The following is a 14,438-nucleotide window of genomic DNA, read 5'->3' as shown; positions in this document are numbered from 1 at the left end:
TTCACATCTTTTTAAAGGAGTCCACCCATGAGCGAGATATCTACCTTTACCCGTTTTCGGCAGCGTTTAGCTGTCATTTTGGACCAACCGGTATTCACTATTGTTGTAACGACACTGATTTTATTTAACGCGCTGCTCGTAGGGCTTGAAACCTCGGAAACCTTGTACAAACGCTATGAAAATACGTTTTCTGTGCTGAATTACATACTTCTCTGGCTGTTTACCATTGAGGTTATCATCCGATTATTAGGTGTTTTTCCCTCCTATCATTTTTTTAAGTCTCCCTGGAATTGGTTTGATTTCTTCATTGTAGCAGCCGGTCACATTTTCGCCGGCTCAGCTTTTATTACGGTCCTCCGGATACTTCGTGTACTCCGGGTCCTCCGGGCTATCACAGTTGTCCCATCCCTGCGGCGGCTTGTGGATGCTCTGCTCCGCACCATCCCTTCGTTAGGGAATATTATGATTCTGATGAGCATCATTTTTTACGTGTATGCCGTAATTGGCACAATGCTTTACCGTGACACGGCCCCTGAGTATTTCGGGGACATTTTCCAGTCCTTACTGACACTGTTTCAGGTTGTAACCCTCGAGTCGTGGGCAAGTGCAGTCATGCGCCCAATAGCTGAAACGAATCCATTAAGCTGGATTTATTTTGTCTCCTTTGTGCTCGTCGGAACGTTTGTTGTATTTAACCTATTTGTCGGCGTCATTGTAAGCAACGTTGAAAAAGCGGAAGCCGAAGAAAGTGAAGACAAGCTGCAGAAGCAGCTCGATCACATGGAGAGCGAGCTGCGCGATATTAAACAGCTTCTAAAGGAAAAACAAAAGGATTAGCTTTTTATGCACAAAAGAGGGCAGCCCCGGGGCCGCCCTCTTTATTTTTACTGCAGTATTTCTTTCGTGCTGAAAAATTCTTCATATAAACCGCGGATGGCTTCATCAACATGCCCTTCAGCAATCCCGAAACTGAGTGACACTTCAGACGAACCCTGGTTGATCATTTCAATGTTAATGCCTTTTTCAGAGAATGCACGGGTCGCGCGGGCAGCTACACCCACTGTCTCATGCATGCCTTCGCCTACGAGCATAATCATCGCGTATCCTTTTTCAATGTAGGCGTCGTCTGCATCGAGTTCATTCATGATCCGCTCAATGATACGCTCTTCTTTTTCTTTGGACATCTGACCTTCTTCGATAATGATGGACGTGTCGTCGATCCCTGACGGCATGTGCTCATACGAAACTCCTTCGTCTTCAATAATCGCAAGCAGCCGGCGGCCAAAGCCTACTTCTCTGTTCATTAAGTATTTGCGCACGTAGATAGTTTCAAATCCTTTATCTGCCGCAATGCCGATAATTGGATTCAATGAATATTCCCGTTCGGAAATGATCATCGTTCCGCTTCCCTGCGGATTATTTGTGTTTTTCACGCAGACCGGAATTTTTTTGCGAAAAGCCGGAATGAGTGCTTCATCATGAAAAACAGCGAATCCTGCATAGGAAAGCTCCCGCATTTCACGATAGGTCATCCGCTTAATTGCGCAAGGACTGTCCACCACTGTCGGGTTGGCCGCAAATACCGAGTCCACATCTGTGAAGTTTTCGTAAAGATCAGCCTGTACGCCCGCAGCCAGAATGGAGCCGGTAATATCTGATCCCCCCCGGGAAAAGGTAACGAGATCCCCTTCTTTCGAATAACCGAAGAACCCTGGAAATACTACCACTCCTTCGCGCTCTCGCAGCTTATAAATGTGGTCGTAGGATTCGTGCAGCACCTGGGCATTTCCGGGAGTGTCGCTCACAAACAGGCCGGCATCATTTGGGTTAACATACTCGGCCACGGTGCCGATGCTTTGAAGATACCTTGCCACCACCTTAGCGTTATTATCTTCGCCTCCGGCTTTCATCTGGTCAACGAAACGCCCTTCGTTACTTTTGCTGAACTGAATCCGGGATTCAATATCACTTTCAATAGTTGCAATAATATCGTCTGATAAGTTCAATTCGGCTGTAATACTACGGAAGCGTTCCAGTACTTTGTTTTTGGCCTCTTCCACCCCGGAATTCTCCAGGCAGGCTTCGGCAAGGGAGATTAATAAATCTGTTACTTTCGTATCTTCACTGCTTCGTTTGCCAGGGGCGGATACTACTACCACCCTGCGGTCTTCATCTGTCGCTACAATATCTGCGACCTTTTTTATCTGTTCCGCGCTTGCTAGAGAACTTCCGCCAAATTTAGCTACTTTCATTTTCCTGTCACTCCTGTCATTATTTCCAGTCTTTGTATAAATATCATTCGTGTATATTTCCTGCTTTGTTATTATGATGTGAATTGTTCAAAAATTTCACAATTAATAGATTATCACATGTTTTATCCGTCAACAATCAGTAATATACATGGTTAAAGCCCGTTTGGACCGATTCTTATGTGAAAGAACCCGTGGTCCGTTGTATACTCGTAATCCATAGCAATTACTTTCAATTGGTAGGCTGTAGTCATTTGTCTATTAATTCCCCTCTTTTCACAGGTTTAAGCATTGATTTTACATTTTCACCCCTCTGTTATGTAAGGTAATCTGACAAATAACCATACATAAAATATTTATTATGGTATATTAGCTTACAAAAGAGATGAAAAGGGGAGCAAACTATGTCGTCATACAAAGATAAAAAGGTAATTACGATTGGAGTTATGAGCGAATTAACCGGCCTTTCCGAAAGAAAAATTCGTTACTATGAAGAACGTAAACTGATTTACCCTGACCGCACTTCCGGCGGGACCAGGAAATATTCTTTTTTGGATGTAGAGCGGCTCCTCGATATTGCAGAAAAAATGGAAGACGGTATGCAGACATTTGAAATCCGCCGCATGGAACAAAAGAAAATGAAAAACAAAGAATTGCGGGAAAGAATGCTGCGCGGCCAGCTGAACGCAGCATTCAATATGCGAAAAGGCTGACGCCCATTTTCTTCCAAAAGACAGCTGTTGAGTCAATTTGAACCAACAGCTGTCTTTGGTCTGCCTAAAAGCGCCCAGATTACCATTAATTGCGTTTTTTGGAACTTGACGAAACCTTGAAATCCTTTTATTATTCAACATGTCTTTATATCTCTTTGTTGTAGTTATCGTTCTTTTGCTTTATGAGAAATCAATGAAAGTATGTGATGACAGTGCTTCATGAGTTAAAAAACACAAATATTATGAATCAGGAAATAGCTGAGCTGATCATCGGCCACGAAAAAGTAGCCCATGTACAGGCAGTCAACCCCCTCGATCATGCGCTTTTAATACTAATTAAATCCGGTTACACTGCGGTCCCGGTGTTAGATACGCATTACCGTGTTCAGGGCCAGATCAGCAAGGCCCAGGTACTTGATACTATCCTCGGTACAGAACGGATCGAAATGGATAAGCTCCATGAGCATACTGTGGAAACGGTCATGTCGGAAAAAGTTCCGAAAATGAACGTGGATGATAACTTTGGGAAGGCATTGACGCTTTCTATCAATCATCCATTTGTATGTATTGAAGATGATGAAGGTGCATTTGTCGGCCTCATTACACGGCGGGCTATTCTCGTTATGGTCCACCGCGAATTTCAATCTGATTAAAGGAAGCTCCGCTTTTGATTAAAAAGCGGAGCTTCCTTTATTTTCCGGACTGAACTGTTTTACTACAAAGGCTTTGCGGCTTTTAAACATTCCGCCTAAAAAGCACTTCACCATCCATGCCGGCACCACTGACTCAAATTCGATGTAATCATGAACTCCCGTGAGCGGCCCGAGCTCCTGGAAAGTATGAGTATGCTTCCATGCCGTAAACGGAAAAGGCAGTTTTTTTCCTTCATCCTGAAACGAGCTCGGTTCATCTACGTAAGTAATAACCGAATCCCACACCGTTTTCCATAGACCAAAATAAAGGTACAGCCGGATCTCCGCCCCTGCTTCAGCTTTACCGGATGCTTCCACCTCGACCTCGGGAAACTGCGTCATCTCTTCAAGCTGCACCGGGTCCTGAAAGTAATTCCAGACTTCTTCTCTGGACGCAGGCACTACGGTTTGGGCTTCAAACACACCTTTAAACATAGCAAAAACCTCCTCTTTCAAGGAGGTATACCCTAAAAGAGAAGGTTTTATGTTTATCACGAGCAGCCGCAGCTTCCGCCGGTCGAACAGCCGCACGACTGGTTATCATAAAACGGATTGCCCGTAGGCACCTTGATGGAAGATGATACGGATTCCGCCACAAGAGTGGATATTTCTGTCAGTAAATTATCAAGCGCTTTTTCTGCCTGACGGTACCGGATGACTGTTTCATGCATATCCATTTCCCGCTTTACGACTCTCACCTGTTTGGCGGTTGTCTTATAGTCCGGGTGATATGCCCCAAAGCGCTGTACTTCTTCGTACTGATCCTTCCAGCTTAAAAAATTATTAATTTTTTCCTGGGCTTCCGGATCCTCCTTCATCGCTTTTTTGGCTTCCTTATATTCAATATATATATGAGACTCTACAACCATCTGTCCTAACTGTTCCGATTGCTCGAGTATATCCACAGACGTCGATGCTTCTATTACAGACATACATTCACCTCCACTTTTATTTTATCACGGATCCCTTCATTCTATGAAGAACGAATCATCATATTTGTTCGCTTTTTATCTTATTGCTACAATATAAAAAGAAGTGCACTACGGAGAGGATGACAAACATGACGGAAAAACATTCACCTCAGCTCACAGAACAAGAGATGCTTGAAGGCATTCTGGCAGATGGCTCCCCGAAAGCCAAAGAGCTGACCAGACATTATCTTAAATTACTGCACGACTGGGATACTTCAGACGCCAGAAGCGGCGTGGAGCATTTGATGCATACGTCCACCTACTGGGAGAATGAAGAAACGCTCTGCGCTCAGATTCCCGTTCATTCCGGCCTGCACAACACTCACGGCATCGTTCACGGTGGTGTACTGACGACGATCATGGATAATTCCATGGGAGTGCTTCTTTCAGAGCTGTCTCCAGTTCCCGGCGATATTTTAACGATCGATATTCACGTACAATTTATTTCAGCCGGCACCGGCAGGCAGCTCACCTGCAAAGCGTCTCCAGTCACCGTCGGCCGCCGGATCTCCTATGCCGAAGCCGCAGTTTATGATGAAGAAAACCGGCTTATTGCAAAAGCAGACGGCACCTTTTATTTAAAACAGGCTGCCCGCTCCTGACTCAGCGTCCATTAATTTAGTACTACTATCCTTCTAAATACATTATAATGAATAAAGTACGTACATACTGCTTCATTTTGACGAAAGGAGTTTCCCTGTGACCGCCCTGCTGACAAAAAAAAATATCTTCCGGTTTATCGGCATCGTTCTTGCCCTTGTCGCTCTTTACTTTATTCTGCCAGTCTCAGGTCCTATTATTCTTGCGTGGCTGACAGCCCTGGCCCTTTCTCCGGCTGTGCGCCTCGCTATGCGTTCTCTTAAGATTAAGCGGCCGTTTTCAGTTATGATCGTTTTCTCGGCTTTTCTATTACTATTGATTTTACTCGGCTATTTGTTGATTACGCAGGTGATCACCCAGCTGGTGGCTTTCTCCAAAAATCTCCCTACATATATTAGCAATCTTGTGGATACCGTAGAAAACGTTCAAACCGGACTGAACAACCGCTATGAGCAGTGGAATCTGCCACAGGACACCATCGACCAGATCAACAGCCGGATTGCCGAAATGCTTACCGGGCTCCAGGAAAATATCGCAAGCGACGATCTGCTGAATCAGGCGACGGCGGTTGTTGCTTCTATCCCAGGTTATTTAATCATGTTTTTAGTGTATTTGATCGCTCTGTATTTGTTCATGATCGATCTCCCAAGACTGACGGACAAATTCTATTCCTTTTTAAAGCCTGAAACTGGTGAAAAATTTCAATTCATGACCAACCGGCTTGCTGAAGTGATTCTCGGCTTCTTCAAAGCTCAATTTTTAGTCAGCTTAATTATACTCGCGGTTACGTTTATCGGATTAATGATTTTCACCCCGGAAGTGGCGGTTGTGATGAGTCTGATTATCTGGGCCATTGATTTCATTCCAATTATCGGCTCGATCGCCATCCTCGCCCCGTGGTCTATCTATATGTATATCAGCGGCGATCTTGTCCTTGGAACACAGCTGCTGGCGCTTGGTATTGTTCTGCTCATTATTCGCCGCACGGTCGAACCAAAGGTGATGGGACACCATATCGGACTCTCCCCGCTTGCTACATTAATCAGCCTGTATCTCGGGCTTACCCTTCTCGGCGTAGTAGGCTTTATCGTCGGCCCACTCGCAGTTATTGCTTTTACGTCTGCAAGGGAAGCAGGGCTCATCAAATTAAATTTCAGAGTATAGAAAAAGGAAAGCCGCCGGGGCTTTCCTTTTTCTTAATAGTACGGTGCGATCATGAAATAAACCACCACGCCGGTAATGCTCACATACAGCCACAGCGGCATCGTCCACCGGGCAATTTTACGGTGCTTCTGCACCTGATACGTAAAGCCTTTCAAAAAAGTATAGATTGAAAGCGGCACGATCAATGCTGCCAAAATAATGTGAGAGATCAAAATAAAGTAATACACATATTGAATGATTCCTTCTCCGCCGTAGGACGTGCTCGATGCAAGGCTGTGGTACGCCAGATACGTCACGAGAAAAAGAGCGGTGGTCGAGAATGCCCCGTATATAAACCGGCGATGCATCTTAATATTTTTTCTTAATATAAAGTATAAAGCTCCGAGTAAAAATACAGTCGTAAAACTGTTAAATATTGCATTCATCATCGGCAGAATGGTCAAATCGAAGCCGTTAAATGTCTGCCCGCCGCCTTCTACAAAAATCAAAATCGTGACGAGCCCGTTAATAATCACGCTGAGCAGTATCACGATCCACGTGTGCGTACGATTAGTGCGCTTCTGTTCTTCGGCTTTTAAATGCGACACGTATATTCCTCCTCTTCTCTGGTAGCGGTTATATTATACTAAATCATGCGGCTTTTTGCAGAACCCTGAATTAACAATCCAGTGAACGTTTTTTCTTTGCCGTTGCTGCTTTCACATATTTTTCACATTTCATTATTTGTTCACGGGCGGACCAGTATTAAAAATTGACTTTTTCAGACTGGAAATCTACGATTAATTATGTAAGAAAAACGTGGAATTTTTAATTGCATTTATATTGAAGGAGTGACTTATTTTGCACTGGGGACTACGCATATTTGGCGTCATTACTTCCATCGGCATGCTCATTGTACTGCTGCAGGGAGCTCTGGTGACTAACACAGGGTCCGGGGAAGGCTGCGGTGCCACCTGGCCGCTTTGCTTTGGGGAAGTAGTACCTTCCAACCCTGCCGTCGCCACTATCATTGAATACAGCCACCGGCTCTGGTCGGGACTGATGGGACTTTTTGTTATCATTCTTGCTATCTGGTCGTCCGTGAAGCTTTCCCACCTACGGGAGACAAAATTTATGGCGCTGATGGCTGTATTATTTATTATCTTTCAGGGATTAATGGGAGCCGGCGCTGTCATTTGGGGCAACTCGAGTCTCGTGCTCGCGCTTCATTTCGGCATCAGTGCCATTTCACTTGCCACAGTTATCATGCTCACAATACTGGCCTTTGAGGACAACGAGAAGCCGGCGCTGCAGCCTAAAGTAACGAAAGGCTACCGTAGTTACCTGATCGCTACTATCGTCTATTCTTACGCTGTCATCTATACCGGGGCCTACGTGAAGCACTCCGGCGGATCAGAGATGGCCGGGTGGATCCATCGCGGCGCTGCTGTTGCCCTCATGATTGTCGTCGCGGTTCTGATGATTTGGACGCTGAAACGATTCAGGTCCTACACCTCCCTTGCTGCTATGAGTGTGATGACCTTCGTTTTAATGCTCGTTCAGGCAGGCGCAGGTATCGCTCTCCTTTTCGGGGCGCCTCACTTAACATCAGTGCTTATTCATGCGCTGACAATCAGCATTATTTTCACTATTATGACCTATATGCTCGTGATTATTACGAGGCGTCCGGCCCTTTCAGCATCAGAGCTTACCAGCACCTCCAATAACATCAAGCAGAAAGAAGCAGGCCTTCATCATTAAAAGGCCTGCTTTTTTGCATTAGAAAAAGTCATACATAAATGGAGTGAATTCCGGGAGAGCACGGTTAAGCAGCTCGAGCTGCTGTTTATTTCCTTTCACCAGCGACGTGCGCTCAGCTTCACGTACGGTAATATACCCCATAACAAGAGCAGTTAAGGTATTAATGGAAAGTTCGATGCCGGTACGGTTTGAGAGAACTTCTTTAATTTCTGTCCGGCCCTCTTTCGATTTATACAGCTGCCAGCTCGTATTGTTCCAATCACAGAAGTCATCCTCCACATGCAGCACGAGAGACTCCTCGGTCGGCAGATTCAACGGGTACTGATGCAAAAATGGATATACATCGACAATCCTGGCCATAAAGTAGCTTTTTCTCGTTTCTTCAATTTTCGGCTCCGGCAGCAGATAACGGCTGGGATCATCAATAACTGGAGAAATTTTAGCGGTTTCAATCATGGAATCATGATTCGCCAAAAAACGCCACAATTCTCTGCGGGCATCTTCATGCCAGGCCACAAATTCATGCACGGTCAGCTGCTGCTCTTTTACCTCATACAGCACGTACCCGCTGTCAAAACCATTCGCGTCAGTGTAAACAGCGGCATTGCCTTTTTTTCGCTGAAGCGTCCGGTTTTTCCACCACTGTTCAGAGCGCGCAATCATGCCGGCATACTGTTTTGCCCATTTCTGATAGATATAGTCGAGAATCTGCCAGTCCTGCTGGTAAATTCGGCGAATGCTGCCTTTTTCAGGCTCCCCAGTATCCGGAAGTTCGTTTTTCGTCACCGTCCAGTGCTTTGTATCACAGAACACCTCCCAGCCGAATTTCCGGTAAAATGAAGTCGAAAACGGATAAAGCATCGAGATCGGAACCCCCCGGTCCCTCAAATCCACTAGCGCTTCTTTCAGCAATGAACGCACCAGGCTGCCCCGGCGCTTTTCCGGCCATGTTGCCACACCGGAAATTCCTCCCATCGGCATTTTTACGTCTCCGAGGTAAACTACCGTGGGGAAAATAGCTACTTTAGAGAGGACCTTGCCCCGTTCGACCGCGACCCAGTTATCCTGGGGAACGATAGTCCGCCGCCTCTCCCGGCGCTGTTCTTCGGTTAAATGAATTTGAAAAGCATATTGGGCCAGATCCAGACTCTGATCAATTTCTGATTTTTTCATACGGCGAATGTCCATGGCTTACTCTCCTTTAAACATTTCAATTGCTTTCTTTCGCTGTACCGAATGGTCCACCTCAGGCTCCGGGTAGTCCTCTCCGAGGATGCAGCCGTAATCCCGCTGCTGCTTTTCACTCATTTTCCACGGAGTATGAATATATTTTTTTGGAACTGACTGAAGCTCCGGCACGTATTCACGAATATAATCGCCCTGCGGGTCAAAACGTTCACTCTGCCTCACTGGAGAAAAGACGCGGAAGTAAGGCACCGCATCTGTACCAGTAGATGCAGCCCACTGCCATCCCCCGGCATTGGAAGAAGGATCATAATCAATCAGCCTTTCAGCAAAATACCTCTCCCCTTCTCTCCAGTCAATCAAATAATCCTTAGTTAGAAAGGAAGCAGCGATCATTCTTCCGCGGTTATGCATCCAGCCTATTTCATTTAACTGCCGCATACAGGCATCTACAATCGGATAGCCAGTACGGCCTTCCTTCCACGTCTGCAGTCTTTTTTCATCATACTCCCACCGCAGATCCCGGTACGCCTCTTTTAGCTCCTTGTTTTTCAGCTCAGGACGCGTGGCGTGAATCATATTGTAATAATCTCTCCAGGCAAGTTCACTGACAAAAGCTTCAGCCCCCGGGTCCCCCTCTTCAAGCTGCTCTGAAAGGGCTTGATAAATCGTCCGAACTGACAGCCGGCCGGTTTTTAAGTAGGCAGAAAGCCGGCTCGTTCCATCGCTCGAAAGGGCATTATTCGTTTCATGATACTCCGGGGCAATTTCCTCCACAAACATTTCCAGCCGTTCCCGCCCGTCTTTCTCCGCGGTGCGCTCCCACGTCTTTTTGTTATTGTTCAAATAAGAAGATAGTTTATTATAAGCAGTCTTTTGCGGCAGTTCCAGACGGGCCTGCTGGCTGATAATGTGATCGAGCCTGCATTCATACGGCTGTTCTTTTTCAAGCTGGCGCCAGGCACGATAATAAGGAGTGTAGACGGAATAGAATCCTCCGTCCTTTTTCTTCACTTCATCGGAACGATGAAAATGAGCATCTTTATAAGCATGTGCTTCTACGCTTTTCTGCTCCATTTCTTTTAATACCTGGTTATCCCGCCGGGCCGCCTGCGGCGCCTCGTCTTCATTAAAAAATAAATGCGTAAGCTGCGGAACTTTTTCTTTTAAGTACGTGAAAGCTTCATTTGCTGGACCGTGCAGAAAATATAATTGTATATGTTGATCATCGCATTCTTCACGAAATTTTTCTAGATTTTGAAAAAAATAATCATGATGAGGGCACGTATACTCATAAAAGTCTGGGTCAAGATGAAAAACTAAAAACCACTGCCTGTCTCCTTCTGCTTCCACCCATCGCTGCATTTCATGCATTGCCCGGTTATCTGTTAACCTTAAATCCCTTCGCATCCATAAAGCACTTACTTCAGTCATACACTCCGCTCCTTTTACACCCTAATGCTTCCTCTTCAATTCTATACCTTTTTTCCGTTTATTTTACGCTTTTTCCTAAAGAAAACATCCTTTTCAACAAATTTTACCTTTCAGAAATATTTTCTTAGGGCTGGGAAAAAGTCACTTTCACTTTTTTATATTCATCATAAAAAAAGACCGGCCCGCCGGCCGATCTTTTTTACCTGTTATTCAAATTCGATAAGAAGATCTCCCGATTCGATCGGTTCATTATTTCCTACATACACGCCTTTAATTTTTCCATCAAATGGCGCCTGTACGGTCGTTTCCATCTTCATTGCTTCTGTAATCATGAGCTGGTCGCCTTTAACCACTTCATCTCCTTCTTTTACAGAGGTTTTCAGCACAGTTCCAGGCATCGTCGCTCCAATTTGGTTAGGATTTGATTTGTCTACTTTCGGACGCACGCTGGCATCCACCTTGGCGTTTTTATCCTTCACGACTACTTCGCGGGATTGTCCGTTCAATTCAAAATACACGTTTCTATGACCCGTTTCGTCCGGCTCTGATACAGAGATTAGCTTCACGATCAGCGTCTTTCCTTTTTCAATTTCCACTTCCACTGTCTCTCCGAGCTCCAGCCCGTAGAAGAATGTCGGTGTATCCAGCACAGACACATCACTGAAGCTTTGACGGAACTGTTCAAACTCCATGTATACTTTTGGATACATCGCGTAGGAAATCATATCATGGCTCGTCACTGGCCGGTCGAGTGTATTAAAGAGCTCTTCTTCAATAGCTTTGAAGTCGACCGGTTCGAGGTTTTCACCCGGACGGTTCGTAATAGGGGTACGGTCCTTCAAAATAATTTTTTGAAGTTTTTCCGGGAAGCCCTGATGCGGCTGTCCTAAATATCCCTGGAAGAATTCCACTACGGAATCCGGAAAGTCGAGATTCTGTCCGTTATCGTAAACATCTTCTTCTGTCAGGTCATTTTGGACCATATACAGTGCCATATCCCCGACGATTTTCGACGACGGTGTTACTTTTACAACATCTCCAAACATGTCATTCACACGGCGGTACATTTTTTTCACTTCCCGCCAGCGGTCGCCAAGGCCTACAGCTTTAGCCTGCTGCTGCAGATTGCTGTACTGACCACCCGGCATTTCGTGTTCATATACCTCAGGTGCAGGTGAACGCATGCCGCTTTCAAATCCCTGGTAGTATTCACGGGTCGTATCCCAGAAGTCACTAAGCTCCTGCAGGGCGCCAACATCAATCTTCGGCTGGCGCTTATTACCTGATAGGGCGTAGTACAGGCCGTCTGCGCTTGGCTGAGAAGTAAGACCTGCCATGGAGCTTTCAGCCACATCCACAATGTCCACTCCTGCTTCAACGGCGCGGGCATATGTGAAAATACCATTGCCGCTCGTATCATGCGTATGCAGGTGAACCGGGATGGAAATCGAATCTTTAAGTTCAGAAACAAGCTGGTACGCGGCTTCCGGCTTTAACAGGCCTGCCATATCTTTGATGCCCAGAATGTGGGCGCCGGCGTTTTCGAGCTCTTTTGCGAGATTTTTATAATATTTCAGGTCATATTTCTCCCGCTTCGGATCGAGAATATCCCCTGTATAACACATAGCTGCCTCAGCAATTTTGTTTGTCTGACGCACTTCATCAATCGTAAGCGTCATGCCCTTCAGCCAGTTAAGAGAATCAAAGATACGGAACACATCGATACCGGCATGTGCTGATTTATGAACAAATTCTTTAATCAGGTTATCCGGATAGTTTTTGTAGCCGACAGCGTTTGACGAGCGGAAAAGCATCTGCAGAAGCGTGTTCGGCATACGCTCACGAAGTTCAATCAGCCGGGTCCACGGATCTTCATGCAGAAAGCGCATGGCCACATCAAAGGTCGCACCGCCCCACATCTCCGAGGAGAATAAGTTAGGGAGCATCCGGGAAGTCGGTTCTGCGATACGCTTCAGATCGTCGCTTCGGACTCTGGTAGCAAGCAGCGACTGGTGGGCATCGCGGAACGTGGTATCGGTCAAAAGCACTTCGTTTTGATCCTTAACCCAGTTCGCAAGTCCCTCCGGCCCCTGTTCATCGAGAATCTGCTTCGTTCCTCTCGGTATCGGTTTTTTCTTATCGATCTTTGGCACCACCGGCTTGTTGAGCGTCGGCTTTGGTGTATTTTCAAGGCCTGGGTACCCGTTTACAATCGTCTCACCGATAAATGTGAGCATTTTTGTCCCCCGGTCCTGACGCACCGGGAATACAAACAGCTCTGGACTCGAATCAATAAAGGAGGTGTCGTAGGTCCCATTAATAAATTTATCGTGCTGGACAACATTTTCCAGAAACGGAATATTTGTTCGAATACCGCGGATCCGGAATTCCCGCAGGTTCCGGAGCATTTTTTCAGAAGCTCCTTCAAACGTGCGTGCCCATGTGGATACCTTCACGAGCAGCGAATCGTAATACGGGGAAATGATCGCTCCCTGGAAACCGTTACCGGCGTCCAGTCTCACCCCAAAGCCACCGCTTGAACGATAAGCCATGATGCGTCCCGTATCCGGCATGAAATCATTCGCAGGATCCTCCGTTGTCACCCGGGACTGAATGGCATACCCAAATGTTTTAATATCCTTTTGCTCCGGAATATCTATGGAAGCGTCGTGCAGCGTGCCGCCGTCAGCAATTTTCAGCTGGGACTGAACAATGTCCACGCCGGTAATCATTTCTGTAATAGTGTGCTCCACCTGAACACGCGGATTCACTTCAATGAAGAAGAACTCACCCTGGTCGTTTACGAGAAACTCTACCGTACCCGCGTTAACATATTCAATATTTCTGGCGAGCTTAACAGCTGCATCGCAGATACGTTCCCGCAGCGACTCGTCGAGCGCAATACTCGGCGCTACCTCCACTACCTTCTGGTGACGGCGTTGAATGGAGCAGTCCCGCTCGTATAAATGTATAACGTTTCCTGCTTTATCACCGAGCACCTGTACTTCAATGTGCTTTGGATTTTCCACAAATTTTTCAACATAAACAATATCGTTGCCGAAAGCAGATTTTGCTTCGGATTTCGCCCGGTCGTAAGCGTCCTCCAGTGATTCCGCGTCGCGGACGATACGCATGCCGCGCCCGCCGCCGCCAAGGGAAGCTTTAATCATGATTGGGAAGCCGTGCTTGTCAGTAAAATCCTTTACTTCCTCCACACTGTCTACCGGCCCGTCGCTTCCTGGAATAACCGGAAGGTCGGCAGCGATAGCTGTTTCTCTTGCTTTAACTTTATCACCGAACATTTCCAGATGACGGGTCTCAGGTCCGATGAAGGTAATACCTTCTTCGTCACATCTTCTGGCAAAATCAATATTTTCAGAAAGAAACCCGTAGCCCGGGTGTATAGCATCGACACCATTCTCTTTTGCCGTACGGATAATATCTTCAATATCCAGATATGCATCGATTGGCTTCTGCCCTTCCCCAACTAAGTATGCTTCATCTGCTTTATAACGGTGAAATGCACCTACATCTTCATTGGAATAAATAGCCACGGTGCGTATATGTAATTCGGTGCACGCCCGAAATATGCGTATAGCAATTTCACCGCGGTTTGCTACTAATACCTTTTTAATATTCTCTAGACCGTTCATCCTTCTCCTCCTCTTATCTGGTGCATCTCCTGCAGGA

13 protein-coding genes are annotated in these 14,438 nt (G+C 46.1%); 6 read left to right on the top strand and 7 right to left on the bottom strand.

Translation table 11 applies throughout. From position 1 onward, the window contains the following. The first annotated feature begins 27 nt into the window (after positions 1–27). A complete protein-coding gene (locus Q9M42_RS00475; protein WP_322524578.1) occupies positions 28–837 on the top strand; it encodes an ion transporter in 810 nt (269 codons plus the stop codon). A 47-nt stretch (positions 838–884) separates the two neighbouring features. On the opposite strand, the gene Q9M42_RS00470 is transcribed toward Q9M42_RS00475, so the two are convergent. Then, positions 885–2,252, bottom strand: coding sequence for an aspartate kinase (locus Q9M42_RS00470; protein ID WP_322524577.1), 1,368 nt, complete (start codon positions 2,250–2,252; stop codon positions 885–887). A gap of 401 nt (positions 2,253–2,653) precedes the next feature. Here Q9M42_RS00470 and Q9M42_RS00465 point away from each other — a divergent pair, with 401 nt between their 5' ends. Both Q9M42_RS00465 and cbpB read left to right on the top strand, forming a co-directional pair. After that, complete coding sequence (locus Q9M42_RS00465; protein WP_022792668.1) at positions 2,654–2,962, top strand: MerR family transcriptional regulator; 309 nt, start codon at positions 2,654–2,656, stop codon at positions 2,960–2,962. 206 nt (positions 2,963–3,168) lie between these two features. Beyond that, complete coding sequence (gene cbpB / locus Q9M42_RS00460; RefSeq protein WP_322525237.1) at positions 3,169–3,615, top strand: cyclic-di-AMP-binding protein CbpB; 447 nt, start codon at positions 3,169–3,171, stop codon at positions 3,613–3,615. A gap of 18 nt (positions 3,616–3,633) precedes the next feature. Here the strand turns inward: cbpB and Q9M42_RS00455 are convergent, their stop codons facing one another. Both Q9M42_RS00455 and Q9M42_RS00450 read right to left on the bottom strand, forming a co-directional pair. Then, a complete protein-coding gene (locus tag Q9M42_RS00455) occupies positions 3,634–4,089 on the bottom strand; it encodes an SRPBCC family protein (protein WP_322524576.1) in 456 nt (151 codons plus the stop codon). Positions 4,090–4,145: 56 nt separating this feature from the next. Then, complete coding sequence (locus tag Q9M42_RS00450) at positions 4,146–4,586, bottom strand: YlbF family regulator (RefSeq protein ID WP_322524575.1); 441 nt, start codon at positions 4,584–4,586, stop codon at positions 4,146–4,148. A gap of 128 nt (positions 4,587–4,714) precedes the next feature. Between Q9M42_RS00450 and Q9M42_RS00445 the strand changes: the two genes are divergently transcribed. Together Q9M42_RS00445 and ytvI are read left to right on the top strand one after the other, a co-directional pair. Further along, positions 4,715–5,227: a PaaI family thioesterase gene (locus Q9M42_RS00445; RefSeq protein WP_322524574.1), complete on the top strand. Its 513-nt coding sequence runs from the start codon at positions 4,715–4,717 to the stop codon at positions 5,225–5,227. Between the two features lie 97 nt (positions 5,228–5,324). Then, positions 5,325–6,389 carry a sporulation integral membrane protein YtvI gene (gene ytvI, locus Q9M42_RS00440; RefSeq protein WP_322524573.1) on the top strand — a complete coding sequence of 355 codons (1,065 nt, stop codon included), beginning with the start codon at positions 5,325–5,327 and terminating at the stop codon, positions 6,387–6,389. Between the two features lie 32 nt (positions 6,390–6,421). Here ytvI and Q9M42_RS00435 read toward each other — a convergent pair whose 3' ends face one another. Then, positions 6,422–6,976, bottom strand: a complete 555-nt coding sequence (locus Q9M42_RS00435) for a DUF420 domain-containing protein (RefSeq protein ID WP_322524572.1) — start codon at positions 6,974–6,976, stop codon at positions 6,422–6,424. A 253-nt stretch (positions 6,977–7,229) separates the two neighbouring features. Between Q9M42_RS00435 and Q9M42_RS00430 the strand changes: the two genes are divergently transcribed. Beyond that, positions 7,230–8,129: a COX15/CtaA family protein gene (locus tag Q9M42_RS00430; protein WP_322524571.1), complete on the top strand. Its 900-nt coding sequence runs from the start codon at positions 7,230–7,232 to the stop codon at positions 8,127–8,129. Positions 8,130–8,147: 18 nt separating this feature from the next. Here Q9M42_RS00430 and Q9M42_RS00425 read toward each other — a convergent pair whose 3' ends face one another. The 3 genes from Q9M42_RS00425 to pyc form a co-directional block, all read right to left on the bottom strand. Beyond that, on the bottom strand, positions 8,148–9,317 hold the full coding sequence (locus Q9M42_RS00425) for a GNAT family N-acetyltransferase (RefSeq protein WP_322524570.1): 1,170 nt from the start codon (positions 9,315–9,317) through the stop codon (positions 8,148–8,150). Positions 9,318–9,320: 3 nt separating this feature from the next. Beyond that, on the bottom strand, positions 9,321–10,748 hold the full coding sequence (locus Q9M42_RS00420) for a cryptochrome/photolyase family protein (RefSeq protein ID WP_322524569.1): 1,428 nt from the start codon (positions 10,746–10,748) through the stop codon (positions 9,321–9,323). 206 nt (positions 10,749–10,954) lie between these two features. Beyond that, the gene (gene pyc / locus Q9M42_RS00415) at positions 10,955–14,401 is read right to left on the bottom strand and encodes a pyruvate carboxylase (protein ID WP_322524568.1); all 3,447 of its coding nucleotides are present in this window, start codon (positions 14,399–14,401) and stop codon (positions 10,955–10,957) included. Positions 14,402–14,438: the final 37 nt, after the last annotated feature.

It is taken from the genome of Marinococcus luteus, assembly GCF_034497705.1.
Lineage (GTDB): Bacteria > Bacillota > Bacilli > Bacillales > Marinococcaceae > Marinococcus > Marinococcus luteus_A.
The sequence above is the reverse complement of the archived record's forward strand: the minus strand, read 5'-3'. Positions and strand labels throughout refer to the sequence as shown.

Coding starts and splice junctions, on each gene's coding strand:
- Q9M42_RS00455 (WP_322524576.1), bottom strand. CDS start 4,089: ATGTTTAAAGGTGTGTTTGAAGCCCAAACCGTAGTGCCTGCGTCCAGA.
- Q9M42_RS00475 (WP_322524578.1), top strand. CDS start 28: ATGAGCGAGATATCTACCTTTACCCGTTTTCGGCAGCGTTTAGCTGTC.
- Q9M42_RS00465 (WP_022792668.1), top strand. CDS start 2,654: ATGTCGTCATACAAAGATAAAAAGGTAATTACGATTGGAGTTATGAGC.
- Q9M42_RS00420 (WP_322524569.1), bottom strand. CDS start 10,748: ATGACTGAAGTAAGTGCTTTATGGATGCGAAGGGATTTAAGGTTAACA.
- Q9M42_RS00425 (WP_322524570.1), bottom strand. CDS start 9,317: ATGGACATTCGCCGTATGAAAAAATCAGAAATTGATCAGAGTCTGGAT.
- Q9M42_RS00445 (WP_322524574.1), top strand. CDS start 4,715: ATGACGGAAAAACATTCACCTCAGCTCACAGAACAAGAGATGCTTGAA.
- pyc (WP_322524568.1), bottom strand. CDS start 14,401: ATGAACGGTCTAGAGAATATTAAAAAGGTATTAGTAGCAAACCGCGGT.
- Q9M42_RS00450 (WP_322524575.1), bottom strand. CDS start 4,586: ATGTCTGTAATAGAAGCATCGACGTCTGTGGATATACTCGAGCAATCG.
- cbpB (WP_322525237.1), top strand. CDS start 3,169: ATGACAGTGCTTCATGAGTTAAAAAACACAAATATTATGAATCAGGAA.
- Q9M42_RS00470 (WP_322524577.1), bottom strand. CDS start 2,252: ATGAAAGTAGCTAAATTTGGCGGAAGTTCTCTAGCAAGCGCGGAACAG.